Annotated in this window: 19 protein-coding genes; 10 read left to right on the top strand and 9 right to left on the bottom strand. The window is 32.5% G+C overall.

Translation table 11 applies throughout. The annotated features are described in order from the left end of the window. Positions 1–40 precede the first annotated feature (40 nt). Positions 41–925 (bottom strand): NAD kinase, encoded by an 885-nt coding sequence (locus DFQ02_RS14510; protein WP_116525171.1) that lies wholly within the window; start codon positions 923–925, stop codon positions 41–43. 4 nt (positions 926–929) lie between these two features. Next, positions 930–1,589: a CBS domain-containing protein gene (locus DFQ02_RS14505; RefSeq protein WP_116525170.1), complete on the bottom strand. Its 660-nt coding sequence runs from the start codon at positions 1,587–1,589 to the stop codon at positions 930–932. A gap of 68 nt (positions 1,590–1,657) precedes the next feature. Between DFQ02_RS14505 and DFQ02_RS14500 the strand changes: the two genes are divergently transcribed. The 4 genes from DFQ02_RS14500 (at position 1,658) to tig (ending at position 4,944) form a co-directional block, all read left to right on the top strand. Beyond that, complete coding sequence (locus DFQ02_RS14500; RefSeq protein WP_116525169.1) at positions 1,658–2,371, top strand: pyridoxine 5'-phosphate synthase; 714 nt, start codon at positions 1,658–1,660, stop codon at positions 2,369–2,371. Continuing rightward, a complete protein-coding gene (locus DFQ02_RS14495) occupies positions 2,372–3,136 on the top strand; it encodes an alpha/beta fold hydrolase (RefSeq protein WP_116525168.1) in 765 nt (254 codons plus the stop codon). 34 nt (positions 3,137–3,170) lie between these two features. Then, positions 3,171–3,524, top strand: a complete 354-nt coding sequence (locus DFQ02_RS14490; protein ID WP_116525167.1) for a phage holin family protein — start codon at positions 3,171–3,173, stop codon at positions 3,522–3,524. A gap of 91 nt (positions 3,525–3,615) precedes the next feature. Then, entirely contained in the window at positions 3,616–4,944 is a 1,329-nt protein-coding gene (gene tig, locus DFQ02_RS14485) for a trigger factor (RefSeq protein ID WP_116525166.1), read from the top strand. A gap of 140 nt (positions 4,945–5,084) precedes the next feature. Here the strand turns inward: tig and DFQ02_RS14480 are convergent, their stop codons facing one another. Both DFQ02_RS14480 and DFQ02_RS14475 read right to left on the bottom strand, forming a co-directional pair. After that, positions 5,085–5,834, bottom strand: a complete 750-nt coding sequence (locus tag DFQ02_RS14480) for a uroporphyrinogen-III synthase (RefSeq protein ID WP_116525165.1) — start codon at positions 5,832–5,834, stop codon at positions 5,085–5,087. A 25-nt stretch (positions 5,835–5,859) separates the two neighbouring features. Then, positions 5,860–6,504 carry a DUF4271 domain-containing protein gene (locus DFQ02_RS14475; protein ID WP_116525164.1) on the bottom strand — a complete coding sequence of 215 codons (645 nt, stop codon included), beginning with the start codon at positions 6,502–6,504 and terminating at the stop codon, positions 5,860–5,862. 117 nt (positions 6,505–6,621) lie between these two features. Here DFQ02_RS14475 and DFQ02_RS14470 point away from each other — a divergent pair, with 117 nt between their 5' ends. The 3 genes from DFQ02_RS14470 to DFQ02_RS14460 are packed head-to-tail and all read left to right on the top strand — an operon-like array spanning position 6,622 to position 9,274. Further along, the gene (locus DFQ02_RS14470) at positions 6,622–7,350 is read left to right on the top strand and encodes a polyprenol monophosphomannose synthase (RefSeq protein ID WP_116525163.1); all 729 of its coding nucleotides are present in this window, start codon (positions 6,622–6,624) and stop codon (positions 7,348–7,350) included. Positions 7,351–7,400: 50 nt separating this feature from the next. Then, complete coding sequence (locus tag DFQ02_RS14465) at positions 7,401–8,741, top strand: dihydroorotase (RefSeq protein ID WP_116525162.1); 1,341 nt, start codon at positions 7,401–7,403, stop codon at positions 8,739–8,741. Next, entirely contained in the window at positions 8,738–9,274 is a 537-nt protein-coding gene (locus DFQ02_RS14460; RefSeq protein ID WP_116525161.1) for a DUF4296 domain-containing protein, read from the top strand. The genes DFQ02_RS14465 and DFQ02_RS14460 overlap by 4 nt, the downstream gene beginning before the upstream one ends. Here the strand turns inward: DFQ02_RS14460 and DFQ02_RS14455 are convergent. Continuing rightward, positions 9,252–10,259 carry an NAD-dependent epimerase/dehydratase family protein gene (locus tag DFQ02_RS14455; RefSeq protein ID WP_116525160.1) on the bottom strand — a complete coding sequence of 336 codons (1,008 nt, stop codon included), beginning with the start codon at positions 10,257–10,259 and terminating at the stop codon, positions 9,252–9,254. The genes DFQ02_RS14460 and DFQ02_RS14455 overlap by 23 nt on opposite strands. 86 nt (positions 10,260–10,345) lie before the next feature. On the opposite strand from DFQ02_RS14455, the gene tyrS reads away from it, so the two are divergent. Beyond that, a complete protein-coding gene (gene tyrS, locus DFQ02_RS14450) occupies positions 10,346–11,641 on the top strand; it encodes a tyrosine--tRNA ligase (RefSeq protein WP_116525159.1) in 1,296 nt (431 codons plus the stop codon). A gap of 152 nt (positions 11,642–11,793) precedes the next feature. Here tyrS and DFQ02_RS14445 read toward each other — a convergent pair whose 3' ends face one another. From DFQ02_RS14445 to DFQ02_RS14435, 3 genes are all read right to left on the bottom strand, one after another. Continuing rightward, positions 11,794–12,774: a LuxE/PaaK family acyltransferase gene (locus tag DFQ02_RS14445; protein ID WP_116525158.1), complete on the bottom strand. Its 981-nt coding sequence runs from the start codon at positions 12,772–12,774 to the stop codon at positions 11,794–11,796. Between the two features lie 79 nt (positions 12,775–12,853). Continuing rightward, entirely contained in the window at positions 12,854–14,782 is a 1,929-nt protein-coding gene (locus DFQ02_RS14440) for a T9SS type A sorting domain-containing protein (RefSeq protein ID WP_116525157.1), read from the bottom strand. A gap of 108 nt (positions 14,783–14,890) precedes the next feature. Then, on the bottom strand, positions 14,891–15,229 hold the full coding sequence (locus DFQ02_RS14435; RefSeq protein WP_116525156.1) for a T9SS type A sorting domain-containing protein: 339 nt from the start codon (positions 15,227–15,229) through the stop codon (positions 14,891–14,893). 195 nt (positions 15,230–15,424) lie between these two features. Here DFQ02_RS14435 and DFQ02_RS14430 point away from each other — a divergent pair, with 195 nt between their 5' ends. Both DFQ02_RS14430 and DFQ02_RS14425 read left to right on the top strand, forming a co-directional pair. After that, positions 15,425–16,105, top strand: a complete 681-nt coding sequence (locus DFQ02_RS14430) for a response regulator transcription factor (protein WP_116525155.1) — start codon at positions 15,425–15,427, stop codon at positions 16,103–16,105. Between the two features lie 6 nt (positions 16,106–16,111). Beyond that, complete coding sequence (locus DFQ02_RS14425) at positions 16,112–17,155, top strand: sensor histidine kinase (protein WP_116525154.1); 1,044 nt, start codon at positions 16,112–16,114, stop codon at positions 17,153–17,155. Here DFQ02_RS14425 and DFQ02_RS14420 read toward each other — a convergent pair. Further along, the gene (locus DFQ02_RS14420; protein ID WP_116525153.1) at positions 17,129–18,184 is read right to left on the bottom strand and encodes a glycosyltransferase; all 1,056 of its coding nucleotides are present in this window, start codon (positions 18,182–18,184) and stop codon (positions 17,129–17,131) included. The two genes, DFQ02_RS14425 and DFQ02_RS14420, sit on opposite strands and share 27 nt — an antisense overlap. Positions 18,185–18,272 lie beyond the last annotated feature (88 nt).

Here is an 18,272-nt window from a genome sequence, read left to right as displayed (position 1 = left end):
AGTAAAACAGGTTTTCTTGTAAAATATTGTAGATTAGGGACTAATTACGTTTGTCTTCGCCCCAGAGCATTTTTTTTCGAAGCGTTTTTAAGAAGCTTTCGTCAAGCAGATCAATCATCTTAATTTTAAAGTCGGCTTTTTTTATTGTAATAATGGTTTCGTTGTCTAATGTAGCAATTCTAGAGTCTAAAGAGACTAAGTGTTGTTTTTCTCTACCATTAACACTTAATTGAATTTCAGTAGAATCAGGTATTATTAAAGGTCTTGCACTAAGGTTGTGTGGAGCAATGGGTGTAAGAACAAAGCTGTTTGTGCCAGGAGTAATAACAGGGCCACCACAGCTTAACGAATAACCCGTAGAGCCTGTAGGTGTGGATATTATGAGGCCATCACTCCAGTAGGAGGTTAAAAACTCACCATCTAAATGAGTTTCAACAGTAATCATAGAGGTCGTGTTCTTTCTGCTTACTGCAATTTCATTTAATGCAAAATTTATAGATTTTATCTCATCGTTTTCTGGGTTGGTTTCTATAGAAAGTAAACTGCGTTCTGATATGTTATACTTACCTTCCAAAATATTTTGAACGGCATTTTCAATATCTTCTACTTGTATGGTTGCCAAAAAACCCAGTCTACCCGTATTAATTCCAATAATAGGAATATTAAGGTTTTTCACAAATGGAATAGCTCTTAAAATAGTACCATCACCACCAATACTGATGAGTAAATCAAACGAAGAATTTAAACTGTTACACGTTTTTAAGGTGCTATACAAATTAGCATTTGAAGTTACCTCATTTACTAAGTCTAAAAACTTAGACTCAATTAAAACTTCAATATCTTTTTCTTTTAAAAAATTTAAAAGCCTATCAAAAGAAGCTATGGTTTGTTCATTGTTATAACGACCAAAAATGGCAATTTTCATAACATTACATGTTTAAGTATTTCCTTAGATAATCCGATCGCTCTTTTAAATTTTCAAAATAAGTGTCACCTTCATGACCCGAAGCAATATTGTAACTGTACCTGCGGAAGGTTTGTATGATTTCATTAATATTTGAATTGCCAATTTTAAGTGTAACCTGGACCAAATCATTTTTGATTTTCGATACAAAAGCGCCTAAAACTCGTCCTCCATTTGATTCAACTATCTGACTTATTTCACTAAAAGAATAATCGTTAATACCTTTTTCAACTACAATAACAGCCCCAGCAGAATGAAAGAAAGGAGACTCATTAAAAAGACTAATAATATCTTTTAATTCAAAATAACCTAGATAGTTATTGTTTTGATCTAGAACGGGCATAATATTAGCTGAATTTTGAGCAAAAGCCTCTAAAACATCTAACCATAAAGTGGTGTCTCTAACAAAAAAGTTTTCTAAAGCATAAAGGTAGTCACTCACAAGTTTGTTACTCTCAAAACAATGCACATCTGTTTCAAAAAGTACGCCCATAAAAACCCCATGTGTATCTTTGATAGGAATGTGAGAATACGTTAGTTGGTTAAAAAGTGATTGTAAATTGGCAACTTTACTATTGCTGTCAACAGGTTTTATGTCATTAATTATGTATTCTGATAGTTTCATGCTCGTTTGTATACCCTTGCAAATTAATTAAAAAAATCACATACTTTTGTCTCTTAAAAAAATAATTCATGACAAAGTTAAGTGTAAACATTAATAAAATAGCTACTTTAAGAAATTCGCGGGGTGGGGATATACCCAATGTAGTGCAGTTTGCTAAAGATGTACAGAGGTTTGGAGCTGAGGGGGTAACTATTCACCCAAGACCAGATGAGCGTCATATTAGATATCAAGATGCTCGCGACTTAAAACCGGAAGTTTACACAGAATATAATATTGAAGGAAACCCTATAAAATCTTTTATTGATTTGGTTTTAGAAGTGAAACCAACACAAGTAACCTTAGTTCCAGACGCTGAGGATGCTATAACCAGTAATGCTGGTTGGGATACTATAAAACACACAGATTTTTTAGTGGATGTTATAAAGGAATTTAAAAATAACGGAATTCGTACCTCAATTTTCGTAGATCCAGTTTTGAAACAAATTGAAGGTGCCAAGAAAACGGGGACCGACAGAATAGAGCTTTATACGGAGTCTTTCGCTTATCAGTATGGTTTGGGTAACAAAGAAGCTGTAAAGCCCTATAGTGATTGTGCACTATTAGCTAATAAATTAGGTTTGGGAGTTAATGCAGGTCATGATTTATCATTAGATAATATTGAATTTTTCAAACAGAATATATCTGGGCTTTTAGAAGTGTCTATAGGGCATGCCCTAATTGCAGAAAGCTTGTACTTAGGTGTGGAGAATGTCATCCAGATGTATTTAAGAAAATTAAAGTAGATGATATTACACTCAAATATAATTGGTGAAGGCAAACCATTTGTAATACTGCATGGTTTTTTAGGTATGAGTGATAACTGGAAAACATTGGGCAAACAGTTCAGTGATGAAGGCTTTCAGGTCCATTTAGTAGATCAGCGAAATCATGGGCGTAGTTTTTGGGATGATAATTTCAATTATGAAATACTAGCTCAAGATCTAAAAAATTATTATGAAGCACACAATTTAAATGATATTGTTTTGCTTGGGCATTCCATGGGCGGTAAAACCGCTATGTTATTTGCTTGCATGTATCCAGAATTAGTTTCAAAACTCTTGGTGGCCGATATTTCACCTCGTTTTTATCCAGTGCATCATCAAACTATTTTAGAAGGATTAAGTGCATTAGATTTTAGTGAGATTAAAAGCAGGGGAGAAGCTGATAAAGTTTTAAATAAATATGTTTCAGAATATGGTACTCGTCTATTCTTACTTAAAAATCTATATTGGGTTGAAAAAGGTAAGCTAGGGTTGCGTATTAACTTAGAAGTTCTAAAAAATGAAGTTTCAGAAATAGGAGAATCATTACCAGCATATTTACAGTTTGAAAAAGATACGTTGTTTTTAAAAGGTGATAGATCTGAATATATAGGTTCCGAGGATGAAAGACTCATTTTAAATCAATTTCCTAAAGCTAAAATCGTAACCATAGCTAATTCTGGACATTGGTTACATGCAGAAAATCCAAAAGACTTTTTTGAGGCAGTTTTGCAGTTTGTTAGTTGATATTTTGTAAATTGTAGTTGTTAACTTATTTCAAATGAAACTTTTAATTAAACTTTTACTAAACGCCATTGCTGTATTTGTAATTTCTCATTTGCTAAGAAATAACGGAGTATATCTTGATGGGTATCTTACAGCATTCATAGTAGCCGTTGTTTTATCGGTCTTAAATCTTTTTGTAAAACCAGTTTTGGTAATTTTTACTTTACCAATAACCATTGTAACCTTGGGTTTATTTTTGTTGGTAATCAATGCTCTTATAATACTGTTGGCAGACAAACTAATTGATGGCTTTTCAGTAAGCAGTATCTGGATAGCGATTCTTTTTAGTGTTCTATTATCCATATTACAATCTATATTACATTCTTTACTAAAAGAGGATAAAAAATAGCTTCAAAATCAAGTAATTAAAACTTTGTTGGGGTGCAAAAATTGTTATACTTTTGCATCCCAATTTTAGTTATACTAATTACATTTTAAAAATGAACATTACAAGAGAAAACGTTGATGCATTAAATGCGGTGGTAAAAGTTGATATTGCTAAAGAAGATTATAGTGACAAGGTTGAAAAAATCTTATCAGATTACCGTAAAACAGCTAACATTCCTGGATTTAGAAAAGGGATGGTTCCAATGGGGATGGTAAAAAGACAATACGGAAAAGCTGTATTGGTTGATGAGGTGAACAAGTTGTTACAGGATGCTTTAAATAAATATTTAACAGAAGAGAAATTAGATGTATTAGGGCAACCATTACCTAAACCACAGGGTAATATTGATTGGGATGCAGAAGGCTTTACTTTTGAATTTGAATTAGGTTTAGCACCAGAATTTCAAGTTGAACTTAAAAGTAAAAAAGCCATAACACATTACAATATTGTAGCAGATGATAAAATGATTGATGAACAAATTGAACGCATCCAAAAACAGTATGGGAAATTAGTTTCACAAGAGGTGGTTGAATCAGACAGTGAAATTACGGGCACCTTCAAAAATGAAGAAAAAGAAATAGAAAATACGGTTACTATTACCTTAGATAAATTTAAAGGTAAAGTAACTGAAAAGAAATTTATTGGTGCAAAAGCAGGCGATGTTATTGCTTTGAAAACTAAAGGGTTGTACGATGATGATCATGAGTTAATGCATGCTTTGAAGTTGGGTCATGATGAAGTTCACGGATTAGACATTGAAGTAACTTTTACAGTTAATGAAATTAACAAGAGAGAATTGGCAGACCTAGACCAAGACTTGTTTGATAAACTTTTTGGTGAAGGTACGGTAAAAACAGTAACTGAATTAAAAGCTAAAATTAAAGAGGATGCTGAGAAGCAATTCATTCAGCAAGCAGACCAAAAACTTTTAAATGATGTTACAGAGTATTTAATTGAGAATACTAAGTTTGACTTGCCATCAGAATTCTTAACAAAATGGATGGCTACTGCAGGTGAAAAGGAGTTAGATGAAGTTCAGGCTAAAGAAGAATATGAGAAGTCTGAAAAAAGCTTGCGTTATCAGTTAATTGAAGGCAAATTAATTGAGGAAAATGACATCAAAGTAACTATGGATGATATTAAAAATCATGCAAAAGAAATGATTAAAGGGCAAATGGCTCAATTTGGTCAGATGAATCCTTCTGATGAAGAATTAGATGGAATAGCAGCAAGAGTATTATCAAATCAAGATGAGGCGCGTAGAATTTCAGAGCAATTAGTAAGTCAAAAATTATTAAATCTTTATAAAGAGAAAGCAAATCTTAAGGTAAAGGAATTGACATACGAAAAGTTTGTTAAGGAAGTTTATGGAGATAAATAATTAAGATAAGTTTTTTATATGTATTCCTTATTTAAAAGGGATAGTTTTAAAGAAACAACGATAAATAAAAACCAGTGAACTTTTCTTCACTGGTTTTTTGTTTTATGGTAAATAATATTTTGTATTGGTAAAAAGATTGATTATTTCTTCTTATTCACCTTTTCAATGTATTTTTCTAGAGCCATTGTCATTGATGGTGTTTCTGGTGTTGGTGCTGCTATATCAACACGTAAACCTTTTTCTTCTACAGCTTTAATGGTAGTATTGCCAAAAACAGCTATTCTGGTATTATTCTGTTTGAAATCTGGAAAATTTTGGAATAGCGATTCAATTCCAGAAGGGCTAAAGAACACTAAAACATCGTAATAAACATTAGCTAAATCAGATAAATCACTTACAACTGTTTTAAAGAAAGTAGCTTGTTTCCAATCTACACCCAAAGCATTTAAAGTTTCGGGAACTAATGGTTTAACCTTGTCTGTGTTGGGTAGTAAAAATTTCTCGTCTTTATATTTTTTAATTAAAGGAGATAACTCAGGAAAAGTACGTTTACCTACATAAATTTTGCGCTTTCTGTAAACTACATATTTTTGAAGATAGTAGGCTACTGCTTCAGACTGACAGAAATATTTCATGGTGTCTGGCACCTTAAAGCGCATCTCCTCTGCTACTCTAAAAAAGTGATCTACCGCATTTCTACTTGTTAAAATAATGGCAGTGTATTTACTTAGGTCAACTTTTTGTTGTCTTACCTCTTTAGCAGAAACTCCTTCTACATGTATAAAAGGTCTAAAGTCTATTTTAACTTTTTGTTTTTCTTGTAAATCAAAGTAGGGGGAGTTTTCTATTTTAGGTTCTGGTTGAGATACCAAAATTGTTTTCACTTTCATAAGCGCAAGTAGTTTGTTCTATGTTCTAGGTCATAAACACCTTATATAATATGATATAGGGTGCTATTTCAAGAGCGCAAAGATACAAAATAAAATAGAAAAAATGCTGTTTTATTAAACTTTGATATGATTTAAAAGAGGTTATCAGCCCAATAATATTAACCAATAACAAAATAATAATGATGGTATAAATAACTGGTAACGATAATTTAAAGCTATAGAGTAAAAAGGCATTTATTGGTAATAATAAAATACCTAAATAATTCTTATAACTAATTTTCTGAAAAAGATACCCGTCTACCAATTTATCAATCTCAAAAAGACTTCCAATAAGTCGTTCTATTAAAACTTTAATTAAAAAGAAGGACGCTATGCCAATTGCAAGTTTAAAAAGTATATTAATGGAAATGTCATTATTCTCTGATAGAAATTGAAAAATAATATACGCAAATATGGAAGAAGAAATAACCAAGTTCCCAAAAAGAAGGGCGTCAAATACATCAAAGAATTTTTGTTCGCGGGCGTATATTTTTAAGTATTTAGAATTACCAATAACTAGTATAAACTCATTAAAACGCCGTGGGTCTGTTAACTTAGCAATAGCGATAATAACAAGTCCGACAACCAATAAAACTGTAAATAGCTCCTTTGATGCAATTTCTCTAAGCATGATGTAAAATTATCATAAATTCTTAAATAAGATGTCCAAATAATTAAGGAATATTTAAAATAAATAATGGCTTATTAATGTACATTTGTTAAAAGTAAAAAGCGTAACCGAATACGAATGACTGGAGCCATTGTTATCATTCCGACTTACAATGAAATTGAGAATATTGAGGCTATTATTAAAGCTGTTTTCTCGCAGTCTGATGCTATTCATATTCTTGTTGTTGATGATAATTCTCCAGATTTAACGGCTCTAAAAGTTAAGGAATTGCAACAAACTTTTTCTAATAGATTGTTTTTAGAAGTAAGGCAGGAAAAGTCTGGTTTAGGAACTGCTTATATTCATGGATTCAAATGGTGTTTAGATAAAGAATATCAATATATCTTTGAAATGGATGCCGATTTTTCTCATAATCCAAAAGATTTACAAAAATTATATGATGCTTGTGCTGTAGAAGGAGCTGATTTATCTATTGGCTCACGTTATATTACAGGAGTAAATGTTGTTAACTGGCCTATGGGTAGGGTGTTAATGTCTTATTGTGCCTCAAAATACGTACGGTTTATTACTGGGATGGATATTAATGATACTACGGCAGGATTTGTATGTTACAAAAGAAAGGTTTTGGAAGCGATTAATTTGAATACCATCAAGTTTATTGGGTATGCTTTTCAAATTGAAATGAAGTTCAAAGCCTACTTAAACAAATTTAAAATAATTGAGGTTCCTGTAATTTTTACTGATAGAACCAAAGGAGAATCTAAATTAAGCAGTGGTATTATTTCAGAAGCTATTTTTGGAGTAATATCAATGAAACTAAAGAGTCTTTTTAAAAAAACAACATAAATTAGAATCGATTTAAAATTAATATATAGTAATTATTAAAATTTAAACGTGTGAAAAAAATACTTATCAAGAATGCTAACATAGTAAATGAAGGTGTTGTTTTTAATGGCGATGTATTAATTGAAGGTGAATACATTAAAAAGGTAGGGGCGTCACTTACTCCAAAGTCTGCAGATGTATTAGTAATGGATGCTGAAGGGAAATATTTACTGCCTGGTGCTATAGATGATCAAGTACATTTTAGAGAACCAGGGCTAACACATAAAGCTAATATTGAAACAGAATCAAGAGCCGCTATTGCTGGTGGAATCACGTCTTTTATTGAAATGCCTAATACCAATCCGCAAACTACGACTATTGAAAAACTAGAAGAAAAATTTGCAATGGCAGCTAAAAGTTCTTCAGCTAATTATTCGTTTATGTTTGGTGGAACTAATGATAACTTAGACGAAATTTTAAAACTAGATGCTAGTCAGTGTGCTGGATTAAAGTTGTTTTTAGGGTCTTCAACAGGAAATATGTTGGTGGATGACCCTGAAGTGTTACGAAAGATTTTCTCAAACACAAATATGCGTATTTCTGTGCATTGTGAAGATGAAAATACCATTAAGAAAAATATGCAGGAGCATATTGATAAGTACGGTGATGATATTCCAATCAAACAACACCCTGTTATTAGAAGTGAGGAAGCTTGTTATTTGTCATCATCTAAAGCAATAGAACTTGCTAAGGAAACAGGGGCAAGATTGCATGTGTTTCATCTATCTACAGGAAAGGAAACTAAATTGTTTGATAACAAAATTCCTTTAAAAGACAAGAAAATAACTTCAGAGGTTTGTATTCACCATTTATGGTTTTCAGATGAAGACTATGAAAAAAAAGGCACTTTAATTAAATGGAATCCATCCGTAAAAAAGGCAAGTGATAGAGAACAACTTTGGGAAGCTTTATTAGATGATAGGATTGATGTTATAGCAACTGATCATGCTCCACATACTATGGAGGAGAAAAAAAACGTTTACACTAAAGCTCCCTCGGGAGGACCATTGGTACAACATGCCTTACCAGCCATGTTAGAAATGTATCATAGAGGTAAAATTTCTTTGGAGAAAATAGTAGAGAAGATGTGTCATAATCCTGCTATTTTGTTTGATATAAGTAGAAGAGGGTATATAAAGGAGGGGTATTTTGCAGATTTAGTATTGGTAGATCTAAACAACCCATGGACGGTTACCAAAGACAATACTCTCTATAAATGTGGATGGTCCCCATTTGATGGATCTACCTTTAAATCAAGAATTACGCATACCTTTGTTAACGGGCATATTGCATATCAAAACTCAAAGTTTAGTGAGGTAAAGTATGCTAAACGGTTAACTTTTAATAGATGATTCTAAAACGCTTACTCTTACTACTTATTTCGGTTTTAACCATAATAGCATGCTCTGGTCCTAAAAAGCCTGAGCGCTTAATTTCTAAAAGGGAAATGGTTAGTATTTTAATTGATGCCAAATTAATAGCAACAGCTAGCGGTGTTAATAAAAAAATAATGCAAGATAGTGGCGTTTACCCCAATTCTTATATTTACAACAAGTACAATATTGATAGTACACAGTTTGCAGAAAGCAATACATATTATACCTATAATATTAAGGATTATGAGGAAATTTACCAGATGGTAAAAGATAGTCTAGATAAACTTAAAGAGTATTATACAGCATTGCGAGACGAAGAACGGAAAAGGGCTGAACAGAAAAGTAAGGATTCTCTAGAGGCCATTTTAAAAAAGCGAGACTCTTTAAAATTTTCACAAGATATTGATTCAACAGTAGTTTTGAAAATAAAAGATTCTTTAAGTAAAATCAATCCGCTTCCAAAAATGGAGAAAGAAGGTAAATTAATTACTCCTGTTTCAGATAAATAGCGCCAATGTCTTTTATGGTTTTCTCTATGGGGCTAAAGGAGTAGTTTAAAATGGTTTTAACCTTATTGCTATTATAGTGTTTTTTTGTAGATAAAGCTCTTGCAATATGCTTTGTCAAAACCCTTTTTTTCCCAGTTAGTTTGCTTTTTAACCAATCTAATCGCCAAGCTATTTTCAAAAAAAACAAACTCGCTTGCTTTTTAGGAGGTTTGCCTTTAACTGATTCAGCAAGAGCTTCTAGAAATTCACGATAACTTAAGGTTTCGGCAACTAAGACAAAGCGTTGATTAGTTATGTTGCTTTCTATAAGTTGAACCATAATATTTACTACATCTTCTACCGAAATTAATCCAACCGAACCAGAAGTGAAGTATTTAAATCCTTTAGCGGCTCTTTTAAATAGGCTTCCAGAGCCGTATCTCCAAATACCAGAACCCAAAATCACTCCTGGATTTACAATTACAACATTAAGTCCTTCTTGGGCGGCACGCCATACTTCCATTTCGGCACCATATTTTGTGATGCCATAGACATGATTATCTGCTTCAGGATTCCAAACAGTATTTTCATCAATAGGCTTGTTGTTAATGTTTTGGCCTAAAGCTGCTATAGAACTAACGTAGCATAGTTTCTTAATATTTTGGGAACAGCACAGATTAACAATATTAGCAGTGCCTTCAATATTTATTCTCCTTAAAAGGCGGTATTTATTGGGCTCAAATGACACAAATGCAGCACAGTGGTATACATAATGAATACCCTTAAAAGCTTCAGAAAGTGCAGGAATATCTAAAATATCGGCTTTTATCCAATCAATTTTGTTGTATTGACTTTCAAAATCTTCAGTATAACAAGAAAATACATTTTTTACATTGTCCAGTTTGTGCTCATTTCTATAAATAGCCTTAACTTTCTTGTGATTATTAACTAATTTATAAAGCAAATGGGCGCCTACTAAACCTGTTCCTCCTGTTACTAGAATCATTTAACTAAAGTAAAGAATTATTCAGAATACCTTAGTAATTATACATTGATTTTTATCTTTGCACTGTTTTATGAAAAGCAAATAAAATGATAAAGAATTTTGTTGAAGAATTAACTTGGAGAGGTATGATTCATACCGTTATGCCTGGTGCTGAAGAACATTTAATGGAAGGGATGAAAAGTGCTTACATTGGGTTTGATCCTACAGCAGATTCTTTACATATTGGTAATTTGGTACCAATAATGATTTTGGCTCATTATCAACGTTGTGGGCACAAACCTGTAGCTTTGGTAGGCGGTGCAACAGGTATGATTGGTGATCCTTCGGGTAAGTCTAATGAGCGAAATTTATTAGATGAAACCACACTTCGGCATAATCAAGAAGCTATAAAAGGACAGTTGGCTCACTTTTTAGATTTTGAAAGTGATGCCGACAATGCTGCTGTTTTGGTGAATAATTATGATTGGATGAAGGATTTTTCATTTCTAGAATTTATTCGTGATGTAGGTAAGCATATTACGGTAAATTATATGATGGCAAAGGATTCTGTGAAAAACAGAATTTCTTCAGATGCATCTGAAGGGATGAGTTTTACAGAGTTTACGTATCAGTTGGTTCAGGGTTATGATTTCCTTCATTTATACAGAGCTAGCAAATGTACGTTACAAATGGGAGGCAGTGATCAATGGGGCAATATCACTACAGGAACAGAATTGATTAGACGAATTGCTGGTGGGAAAGGGTTTGCAATTACATGTCCTTTAATTACAAAGTCTGATGGTTCAAAATTTGGGAAGTCTGAAGGCGGAAACGTATGGTTAGACGCCAAAAGAACATCACCGTATAAATTTTACCAGTATTGGTTGAATTCTTCTGATGAGGATGCCGAAAAATACATTAAGATATTTACCTTTTTAAATGAAACTGAAATAAATGCTTTAATTCAAGAACATAATCAAGCACCTCATTTAAGGGTTTTGCAAAAGCGATTAGCCGAGGAGATTACTAAAATGGTGCATTCAGAGGCTGATTTGGAGAATGCCATTAGAGCTAGTAATATTTTATTTGGAAATTCTACAGGGGATGATTTAAAACAACTTGATGAGCAAACCTTTTTGGATGTTTTTGATGGTGTACCGCAAACCGAAATTTCTACTTCTGATATTGAAAAAGGTTTGGATATCATCGGTGCATTGGCTGAAAAAGGAGGCTTTTTAAAATCTAACGGTGAGGCAAGACGTGCGTTAAAGGAGAATTCTATTTCGGTAAATAAGGAGAAAGTAAAAGAAGGCTATAATATAACTTCAAAAGACTTAATAAACAACACCTTTGTACTTTTACAGCGCGGTAAGAAAAATTACTTTTTGTTGAGAATGGTATAAAAAAATATAAGACCTGATTTTGAGAGCATCAGGCCTTATACAACTAACCAACCAATTAAAAACTAATCTTTCTTCTTCTTAGCTTTTACGTTTTGTCGCTATTAACTTAAAATGCTTACACTAATAATTCATTTTTTTTAAAATAAAAGATTTTAAAGTATCATGAGGTTGCATCCGCGAATATCAGAGTGATCAAAACGCCCAATAATTTCAAAAGAACCATCGGTATTTAATCGTCCTAAATCTTGAGTAGCAATAAAAGCACAGGAATTTATATTCGCTAAATCTATAATATTTAATCCACCAGTTTTATTGGTAGTTTGTATGGAAAGTGGGTCTTCGGTATCTCTTATTAAAACACGCATCCAGTCAGGGCAATTGAAAATTCCATTTCCTTTTGAATAGGCCTGACTTAAAAGTTCTGTCATACCATATTCACTATGAATAGCATTAACCCCAAAACCAGATTTTAAAATGTGATGCAGTTCTTCTCTAATAAGTTCCTTTCGTCTACCTTTCATGCCACCTGTTTCCATGACAATGGTGTTTTTTAAACTAAACTGATAGGTTTCAACCAAATCTAAAAGCGCAAAAGACACCCCAATTAATAATACTTTTTTTCTTTCGGAATCTAGCTTAATAAGAGTCTCCTTTAATTCAGAAAAATTATTTAAATAAAAATCACTTTCAGCATTATTTGATTGCTTTATTAAGGAGTCAACCATATAAATTAAAGAAGAACCTTCGCGTTCTAGATAAGAGGGTAAAAGCGCTAGAACGATATAGTCTTCAATGTTTCCATAGAATTGTTTAAAGCCAAGTTTAAAGCTTTGTTCATATATTTTTAAATTAATTACATGATGTTTACTGGTTGAGCTTCCGGTAGTTCCAGAACTGGTAAATGTGGTTTCAATTTCATCATCAGAACTTAAAACTTGATGAGATTTAAAAAACTGAATGGGTAAAAAAGGAATGTCTTTTATTGTATGAACATCACTTGGTGTTTTATACAATAAATCACAGAAAGAACGATATACTTTGTTGTTTTCAAACTGGAATTTGAAAATTTCAAGAGCCTTCTGGTTAAACGCTTGTTCAGTTTTAATATTAAAAATAGTATTTGGGTCTATCATAGTTTTGTTTAGAGCAAAATTATATAAAATAAAAAAGCGTTGCTTACTGCAACGCTTTTAAAAATACATTTATTTGAAGTTATTTAATGACCAATCTTTTTGTAGAAGAAGCATCTTCTTGAGATACTTTTAAAATATAAACACCTGTTTTTAAAGCAGAAACGTCTAAAGTGTTATTAGTTACAGTATTTCTAAGAACCTCTTTTCCAATAATATCAAACACCGAAACATCCATTTTAGAGTTGCTTTTGCTTAAAATGTTTACATAGCCCAGATTGGTGGGGTTTGGGTAAAGCTTGAAACCTTTAATAGCAAAGACTTTATTTGATAGTGTAAAGCTATTTCCGGAACCAGGAGTCCCTGAGTCACCAGCTGTTAAAGGGCCTCCAGTTGATTCGCCCCAATTAGCGCCATTGTCATTGTCTGTAGAATTCATGGCAGTTGTAGATAATTCCATACTTATGCCACTTGGATCAGGGAAATTAGGTCCGCCATCATAGTAAACTTCATCAATTATAGTAGAACTGCAAGTTAAAATTATTTCATCTGCACCATTGCTCAAAGATATTCCAGAATATTGATAGTCAACAGTTACGCCTCCATTTGTGCCCGAATCACTATTGATGCCGAAAACGGCATATCCCATAGCAGGTACAGAAACATTTGAGGTAATAGTATGTGAATCAGTTCCAGCATCACTTATGGTCCAGCCAATCATATCAATAGCAGAGCCCGTGGTGTTGTAAACTTCGAAATATTCACCGCTACTATCAGCTACACTAGCTGGGTTTTGCATAATTTCTGTGATAATAATATCTCCAACATTAGGGCAGGTAGCAGCAGGGTTAACATCGCCAGTTACGGCCACATTTCTTTGAATAGCGCCAGGGGACGTTAGCTCCACATTTCCTGAATAAGAATTAACGGATAAGCCTGATGCTAAACGTACGTATATAGTTGTTGTAGCAACATCTCCACTACCATCTGGTGTTAAAGATCCAGAAGAGAAAAAATTAACACCATCAACAGAAACTTCAAAATTAGCTGGAGCCATAACCGTAATGTCATCAGTTAAAAACATGCCAGAGACATCAAAGCTATCGGAGGTCGAAGGTCCAGAGCCTTCGGTATAACTAAAATTGCTTAAACCTCCTGTATAACTAATTAATGGATCGTCAGGACCCACGGCACCACTAACCGGAACCTGTTTAGAGGAAGCTCCAGTTGACAAAACCGTAATATTATCAGAGTAGGGACTACTTGCGTTAGTTAATCCGGAAACTAATCGTACATAGATAGTTGTGGTATTCACGGTTCCACCACTATGAGCTATAGTTTCAGAAGAGTTAAAGGTTGTATCATCTAATGAAACTTCAAAATTTGTGGGTGCTGTAACGGTAATGTCATTAGTTAAATTAATTCCAGAAACAGTGAATGTGTCTGAAGATGAAGGGCCTAAAGTTTCATAATAAAACAATCCAGATACTCCAGCACTTGTGCTAATGGTAGGAGTTGCAGAACCAGTATAGCCAGTCCAAGTAATATCATCAATTGTTACTTGCCCATCACTATTATTTACACTAGTAAATTTAATTACAACATCTCCTGGTTGGTTTACAGTAATTGAACCAGAGGCTTTAGTGACACCTGCCTCAGCGGAAGACGTAACATTACCATAAACAACATCATTTATTAAAACATTTAAGTTTACGTTGGTAGAAAAAGCTTGTTCGTAATTAAAACTTATGGTTCCAACACCGCCAGAAATAGTTCCAGAATATACCTCAGCCTGTGGTGTTCGGTTTCTTCCTAACATTATAGATTTTCCAGTAATACTTTGGTCACCTCTAGATTGTACATAAGTCCATGTAGAACCATCTTGCCCTGTAAAAGTTCCATCAGCATAAGATGATCCAGTTTCGGCAAAATTATCAAAAGTCTCTGTGCCTTGTGAGAAATTTAAAGATGTAGTTAATAGTGCAAAGAATAAAAAGTAAAGTTTTTTCATAATAAAGGATTAATAAAATTAAGTCCTTTAAAAGTACAAATAAATCTTACTTTAAACTAAAAAAATCAACCTAATAGGTTGATTTTTAACTATGAAATAACATTGAAGTTACTTTATTACTAATTTCCTAATCTCACTAATATTATCCTCTGTAATTTTTAAAATATAAACACCTTTGTTTAAATTAATGATATTTAATTGTTTGCCAATTAGATTTGTAGAATATATACGTTTCCCTAAAACGTTAAAAAATTCAATTTTTTTAGAAAGATTTTTTTCAGAACTAATGTGTACATAAGTCTGACCATTGCTGACAGGGTTGGGATATATGGTTAGGCCTTCAATATTTTCTTGAAATGCCTTATCAATATCCTGAGCCACACTATTACACGGTGCGAAAAGTAATAATGAAAACAGTAAAAAGGTTAAATAGTAGGTTTTCTTCATAAGCCTTAATCATAATTACATTAAAGTTAATAAAATATTACAAAAGTTATACCAAAGAGTTTGTTAAAGAGTTGTGATTTTGTTTGAAAGGTTAAATTTCGGTAAGTGGTTTGTTACTATAACGTTATTAATTACACGATATTCATTATATTGGGGTATTAGTTTTATATTTACTTTTTAGAAATTTAACTTTAAATGAAAAAGAAGGATATCAAGATTCTATTAGTTGATGATGAACCCGATATTTTAGAAATAGTAGGCTATAATCTATCAAGCGAAGGGTATCAAGTTATTACAGCCGAGAATGGTTTCGAAGGTGTTAAAAAAGCAAAAAAGGAACTACCTCAGTTAATCATTTTAGATGTTATGATGCCAGAAATGGATGGTATTGAAGCTTGTGAACTTATTCGGAAAAATCCTGATTTAAAAAATTCCATAATCACTTTTTTAACGGCAAGAGGCGAAGATTATTCTCAGGTAGCAGGTTTTGATGCTGGAGCTGATGATTACATTACAAAACCAATAAAGCCCAAAGTATTGGTTAGTAAAGTGAAAGCATTATTAAGAAGATATAAAGAAGAGGAAACACCAGATACGGTTAAAGCAGGGAATTTGGTAATTGATAAGGATGAATATAAGGTTATTTCAAAAGGTAAAGAGATAGTTTTACCTAGAAAAGAATTTGAATTACTATCTTTACTGGCATCAAAGCCTGGAAAAGTTTTTAAACGAGATGAAATTCTTGATACTGTATGGGGTAATGAAGTTGTTGTTGGGGGGAGAACCATTGATGTACATATTCGTAAACTACGTGAAAAATTAGGAGACGACAGTTTCAAAACCATAAAAGGCGTTGGTTATAAGTTTGTTGATTAATGCCAAATGCAGACAAAATTTAAAAAATCGTATAGGTTTGCTGTAAACACATCGCTTTACATTACCATATTTATAACGCTCTTAACGAGTGTTTTTTTATTTTATTTCTTTGAGTTTATATGGTACTATGTTTTAGGCATCATGTTATTTACTTATCTTTTTTCCTTCTTAATAGTACAGTTTAGGGTAGAAAAATTTATTTATAAGCGTGTAAAAAAAATATATGATGATTTAACGCTTTTAGAATCAGCAAGTTTAACCAAAGGAGCTATTACTACCGATATGAGAACCCTAACTCAGGAAATTGATAAATACGCTAGGGATAAGAAAATAGAAATTGAAACCTTAAGAGTTAGAGAGCAATATCGTAAAGAGTTTTTTGGTAATGTCTCGCATGAACTAAAGACGCCGCTTTTTACCGTTCAAGGTTATATTGAAACCTTGTTAGATGGTGCTATTGACAATAAAGCTGTAAGAGAAAAATATCTTCAAAGAGCGAGTAAAGGAATTGAAAGACTGGGGTATATAGTAAAGGACTTAGATATGATCACCAAATTAGAAGTTGGTGATTTAAGTTTAAATATTGAATCATTCAATATCATAGAGTTGGTAGAAAACGTTTTTGATATGTTTGAGATGAAAGCCAATAAGAAAAAAATAACCTTAACTTTTGATACCGACTATGATAAACCAATAATGGTTAATGCAGACAAAGAGCGTATTCAGCAAGTACTAACAAACCTAATTGTGAACTCCATTAAATACGGAAGAGTAAAGGGTACTACCGAGGTGAGTATAGAAAATCTTATTAAGAACAAAGTAATAGTTAGGGTTACAGATAATGGTGAAGGTATTGAAAAAGAACATCTACCGCGTTTGTTTGAGCGTTTCTACAGAGTAGATAAAAGTGGTTCTAGAAAAGAAGGTGGCTCTGGTTTGGGGTTGTCTATTGTAAAGCATATTATTGAAGCACACAACGAAAAAATATATGTAGAAAGTGAATATGGGGTAGGTAGTGAATTTTCATTCACACTCGAAAAGGCTAAATAGCGTTTTGAAATTAACCTTATAATTAAATGCCTTTAAACTTTCAAAATTATAGACATCCCCAATTTTGGAAATTGTAAAATCATCTTGTTTACAACTAGGGACTAAATTAAGTTTTGCTAATCGTTTGGCCAAATACTCTTGTTCAAATTGTCCAGGGGTAGGTATAAAAAAAGCTTTTTTATTTAGTTTAGCTAGATCCATGACCGTAGTATAGCCAGATCTTGAAATGACTAGTTCACTTTCGTTTATAGTCTTTTCCAATAGTTTAGAGGTCATAAAATTATATACAGTTATATTACCCATGATTTCTACAACCTGTTGCTTTTCCATAACACCTTTAACAAATACAACTTTTTCAGGATAATTTTTTAGTTCCAAAAAGAGTTTTTCCTCAAGAAAGGTGCGCTGAGGTTCTGGCCCTGAAATTAAAACTAAAATTTTATTAATTGGTTTTACTACTTGCTTTTCAAACCTGCTTAAAGGTCCAATATATGTTGTTGGTATTTTAAAGTCATCAGGATGACCTAGTTTGCCACTTAAGTTAATATCTGCATCAGTATCAGGCACCCAGCATTCATCAAATTTTTCTATAAATTTTTCATGCATTTTAGTACTTAACCACGTTGTATTTCCACTAAGTACATTCAACTGATGTGTAATGAACACCGTTGGAACTTTTTTGCTGTGAACGCCCAGTCTATTATCTGAAATTATTCCTGAAATATTATGGTTTTTTACAATATCCTTCGTGGCTTTTTTTTCGGATTTAATAGTATTTAAAAGTTTTGGGGTATCTTTTATCAACTTTATTTTAAAGTTTCTACCTTTTTTAGCGTACGTTATATCATATGATGGAAGTTCTATAGAAGAAAGCATTGGGAATTCCTTTTGTAAAAGTGCTAATGCAATACCATCACTAGCAATTACAGGCTCAAAATTTAGTTCCAATAAAGCATTTATTATAGGTATGCACCTAGTGGCATGTCCTAGTCCCCAATTTAAAGGAGCGACTAAAATCCGTTTTTTCATTTAAAATTTTACTAAAATTATAAAAACAAAAATAAGCATATAAACGCTGTTGTATATTTCCTTAATTTTACCAAAAATATTTAGATAC

The sequence above is a fragment of the Seonamhaeicola aphaedonensis genome (assembly GCF_003386195.1).
In the GTDB taxonomy this organism is placed as follows: Bacteria; Bacteroidota; Bacteroidia; order Flavobacteriales; family Flavobacteriaceae; genus Seonamhaeicola; species Seonamhaeicola aphaedonensis.
The sequence above is the reverse complement of the archived record's forward strand: the minus strand, read 5'-3'. Positions and strand labels throughout refer to the sequence as shown.

What these genes read in the sequence shown, in the direction of transcription:
- DFQ02_RS14505 (WP_116525170.1), bottom strand. Translation starts at nt 1,589, where the DNA reads ATGAAACTATCAGAATACATAATTAATGACATAAAACCTGTTGACAGC.
- DFQ02_RS14455 (WP_116525160.1), bottom strand. Translation starts at nt 10,259, where the DNA reads ATGATTCTAGTAACAGGAGGAACAGGTTTAGTAGGCGCCCATTTGCTT.
- DFQ02_RS14470 (WP_116525163.1), top strand. Translation starts at nt 6,622, where the DNA reads ATGACTGGAGCCATTGTTATCATTCCGACTTACAATGAAATTGAGAAT.
- DFQ02_RS14500 (WP_116525169.1), top strand. Translation starts at nt 1,658, where the DNA reads ATGACAAAGTTAAGTGTAAACATTAATAAAATAGCTACTTTAAGAAAT.
- DFQ02_RS14495 (WP_116525168.1), top strand. Translation starts at nt 2,372, where the DNA reads ATGATATTACACTCAAATATAATTGGTGAAGGCAAACCATTTGTAATA.
- DFQ02_RS14475 (WP_116525164.1), bottom strand. Translation starts at nt 6,504, where the DNA reads ATGCTTAGAGAAATTGCATCAAAGGAGCTATTTACAGTTTTATTGGTT.
- DFQ02_RS14425 (WP_116525154.1), top strand. Translation starts at nt 16,112, where the DNA reads ATGCAGACAAAATTTAAAAAATCGTATAGGTTTGCTGTAAACACATCG.
- DFQ02_RS14435 (WP_116525156.1), bottom strand. Translation starts at nt 15,229, where the DNA reads ATGAAGAAAACCTACTATTTAACCTTTTTACTGTTTTCATTATTACTT.
- DFQ02_RS14480 (WP_116525165.1), bottom strand. Translation starts at nt 5,834, where the DNA reads ATGAAAGTGAAAACAATTTTGGTATCTCAACCAGAACCTAAAATAGAA.
- DFQ02_RS14445 (WP_116525158.1), bottom strand. Translation starts at nt 12,774, where the DNA reads ATGATAGACCCAAATACTATTTTTAATATTAAAACTGAACAAGCGTTT.
- DFQ02_RS14420 (WP_116525153.1), bottom strand. Translation starts at nt 18,184, where the DNA reads ATGAAAAAACGGATTTTAGTCGCTCCTTTAAATTGGGGACTAGGACAT.
- DFQ02_RS14440 (WP_116525157.1), bottom strand. Translation starts at nt 14,782, where the DNA reads ATGAAAAAACTTTACTTTTTATTCTTTGCACTATTAACTACATCTTTA.
- tyrS (WP_116525159.1), top strand. Translation starts at nt 10,346, where the DNA reads ATGATAAAGAATTTTGTTGAAGAATTAACTTGGAGAGGTATGATTCAT.
- DFQ02_RS14430 (WP_116525155.1), top strand. Translation starts at nt 15,425, where the DNA reads ATGAAAAAGAAGGATATCAAGATTCTATTAGTTGATGATGAACCCGAT.
- tig (WP_116525166.1), top strand. Translation starts at nt 3,616, where the DNA reads ATGAACATTACAAGAGAAAACGTTGATGCATTAAATGCGGTGGTAAAA.
- DFQ02_RS14460 (WP_116525161.1), top strand. Translation starts at nt 8,738, where the DNA reads ATGATTCTAAAACGCTTACTCTTACTACTTATTTCGGTTTTAACCATA.
- DFQ02_RS14490 (WP_116525167.1), top strand. Translation starts at nt 3,171, where the DNA reads ATGAAACTTTTAATTAAACTTTTACTAAACGCCATTGCTGTATTTGTA.
- DFQ02_RS14510 (WP_116525171.1), bottom strand. Translation starts at nt 925, where the DNA reads ATGAAAATTGCCATTTTTGGTCGTTATAACAATGAACAAACCATAGCT.